Raw genomic sequence first — 2,905 nt, 5'->3', positions numbered from 1 at the left:
GAACGATGATCCCGGCTGCGAACGCGTCGAGGCGCCGGGCGGCGAGGCTCGCGAGGTCGACAGCGGAGATGGCCGAATCCCCGCGTCCGCCGCGCGCGAGGCCCAGCAGCGTCTCGAGGATACGGGTCATCCGTCGCCCCTCCTCCCGTGTCTCCTCGACGTCGTGCTGCCACTGCGTCCCGAGTCCGGTGGCCAGATGCTCCACGCGCAGGAGGAGAGCGTTCAGGGGGTTGCGCAGCTCATGAGAGGCGTTGAGTGCGAACTCCTGCTGGCGTGTCATCACCCGTTCGATCTCGTCGGCCATCCCGTTGAACACCTGCGCCATGCGGCGCAGCTCCGGCGGACCGTCATCCGCCGCGACCCGCGCATCCATCTCACCCCGCTCGATCGCGACCATCGCCTCATCGAGCCGGCGCACCGGCGACAGCACCCATCGAGCGAGGCGGAACACGAGGAGCACCCCGAGCGCGATGAGCACCAGCGCGATCGCGGAGATGAGGAGGAACTGCTGCAGGATCGCGGCACGCGGCGCCTCGACGTCGCCGGTGACGAGCACGGCGCCGATCACGTCCCCGTCGTCGAACACCGGCTCGGCCAGCGCCGCGTCCGTGACGGTCCAGGGGAACACGACCGTTGGCTGCTCGGCCCGCCGCCCGGAGAGGGCCAGTCTGACCCTCTCGGCGTCTTCCTCAGGAAGGACCGCCGGGTCCTGCTCGCCTGCGGCCCACACGCTGCCGCCGAGATCGAAGACGGTGACCTCGATTCCGTAGACCTCACGGAAGCGCATCACCTCGGCGTCGATCACCGCCGCGCTGCCGGATCGCAGAGCCTGACGCGCGCTCGTGGCGAAGTACCCGAGGTCGCCGAGCTGCTGGGTGTAGAACGCCTGCTGCACTCCGTGGGCGGCGCTCCATCCCGCAGCCCCGCCGAGCGCGGCCAGGATGGCGACGAGCGGTACGAGGAAGACGATGATCAGACGGCGCCGCATGCGTCACGACCCCGCAAGCCGATATCCGACGCCACGCACGGTCTCGATGACCCCGCGGACTCCGGTCTTCTTCCTGATCGCGCCGACGTGCACCTCGAGGGAGTGCCCGAACCCTCGCCAGTCGGTGTTCCACACCTCGCGGATCAGACGCTCCTTCGGCACAGCCACCCCCGGGTATCGGGCGAGGACCGCGACGATGTCGAACTCCTTGCGCGTGAGGTCGATCGGTGTGCCGCCGACGAGGACCTGCCGTGCGACGAGGTCGATCTCCACATCACCGTCATGCAGCAGCACACGGGCATCGGCCTCGGGTCGCATCGGTCGTGTTCTTCTGGTCACGGCCTCGATCCGGGCCAGGAGCTCATGCACGTCATAGGGCTTGACCACGAAATCGTCGGCTCCGGCCCGCAGTCCTTTGATGCGCTCGGCGACCTGATTGCGCGCGGTCACGATGACGATCGGAACCTCCGAGCGGCCACGGATGCGACGGCACAGGTCGACACCGTCGATGTCGGGAAGCCCGAGATCGAGCAGGACGACCTCGGTGTCCGCACCCAGCAGGTCCAGAGCTGCCGCTCCGTCCGCCGCGCGCACGGTCGCGTATCCCGACCGAGCGAGGAACGCCTCGAGCGCGCCGGCGACGCGGTCGTCGTCCTCGACGATCAGAATCCTCATCGACTCCGTCTCCTGCTTCCTTCGGGGCCGAGAACTCAGCCGGCGGACGTCGCCCGCTGTGCGAAGGCGCTCTCGTAGAGGCACACGCTGGCGGCCGTCGCCAGGTTGAGGGATTCGGCACGGCCGAAGATGGGCAGCTTGAGCACCTGGTCCGCGAGCGCGAGCGCCTCGTCTTCGAGCCCGCGCGCCTCGTTGCCGAAGAGCCATGCGGTGGGCTCTTCGAGCACGCCCTCGGCGCGTGCCTTCAGCAGATCGTCGCCCTTCACATCGGCCGCGAGGATGCGCAGACCTGCGGCATGGGCGCGCGTGACGACATCGGCCAGGTCTCCCCCGACCGACACCGGCAGGTGGAAGAGCGACCCTGTCGTGGCGCGCACGACCTTCGGGTTGTACGGATCGACCGTGCGGCCGGTGAGCACGACGGCATCCGCACCGGCGGCGTCGGCAGCCCGGATGATCGTGCCGAGGTTCCCGGGGTCCCGCACCTCCTCGCAGATGGCCACCAGCCGTGGCGAGGAGTCGAAGATGTCGCGCACGGAAGTCGGTGTCTGCTGCACCACCGCGACCAGCCCCTGCGGGGTGACGGTGTCGGCCATCGCGTTGAGGACGTACTCGGTCACGTATTCGACATCGATCTCGGCCTCGGCGGCCTTCGCACGGATGTCGGGGTGCCTCTCCCAGCCGTTCGGCGTCGCGAACAGCTCGACGATCGCCTCGGGACGGTAGATGAGCGCCTCGCGGACGGACTGCGGACCTTCCAGAAGGAACAGGCCCGTCTCGGTTCTGGCGCTGCGCTTGGTCAGCTTCGCGACGGCTCGGACTCGGGGCGAACGGGGGTTCTCCAGCACGATCACAGTCTAGAGAACGCGCGACTGGTTCCCGCACCATCGGGATAGGGTGCCGGGATGAGCGACAGCCCCACGGTGAACAGCACTCGCCGACGGATCACCCTCGCCGTCGTCGCCGCCGTCACGGTAGGGATCGGTCTCGTCGTTCACCTCGGTGTGAGCGGGATGATCGGCGACATCGTGGGCGATGCCCTGTACGCCGTGCTCATCTACCTGCTCGTCGCGTTCCTCGCCCCGCGCCGGCCTCGTCCCGCGATCGCGGTCGTGGCATTCGTGTTCTGCGCCGCCGTCGAACTGCTCCAGCTCACCGGGCTTCCCCGCGAGTGGGCAGCCCTGTTCCCGCCGATCCGTCTCGTCCTCGGCTCGGGCTTCGAGGTCGCGGACATCGAAGCCC

The 2,905-nt window shown here is 69.0% G+C and carries 4 protein-coding genes; 1 reads left to right on the top strand and 3 read right to left on the bottom strand.

Going from position 1 to position 2,905, the window contains the following annotated elements:
- The 3 genes from KZA10_RS11160 to KZA10_RS11150 form a co-directional block, all read right to left on the bottom strand.
- Positions 1-988: histidine kinase dimerization/phospho-acceptor domain-containing protein (locus tag KZA10_RS11160; protein ID WP_218682919.1), on the bottom strand; the 988-nt coding region annotated here is incomplete at its 3' end.
- 3 nt (positions 989-991) lie between these two features.
- Positions 992-1,663, bottom strand: a complete 672-nt coding sequence (locus KZA10_RS11155; RefSeq protein WP_218682918.1) for a response regulator transcription factor — start codon at positions 1,661-1,663, stop codon at positions 992-994.
- A gap of 35 nt (positions 1,664-1,698) precedes the next feature.
- Positions 1,699-2,511 (bottom strand): RNA methyltransferase, encoded by an 813-nt coding sequence (locus KZA10_RS11150; protein WP_141386239.1) that lies wholly within the window; start codon positions 2,509-2,511, stop codon positions 1,699-1,701.
- Between the two features lie 57 nt (positions 2,512-2,568).
- On the opposite strand from KZA10_RS11150, the gene KZA10_RS11145 reads away from it, so the two are divergent.
- Positions 2,569-2,905 (top strand): DUF2809 domain-containing protein (locus tag KZA10_RS11145; protein ID WP_218682917.1); only part of this gene is annotated, 337 nt, incomplete at its 3' end.

Source organism: Microbacterium sp. BF1 (assembly GCF_019279095.1).
Lineage (GTDB): Bacteria > Actinomycetota > Actinomycetes > Actinomycetales > Microbacteriaceae > Microbacterium > Microbacterium maritypicum.
This window is presented reverse-complemented; position numbering and strand designations above follow the sequence as displayed.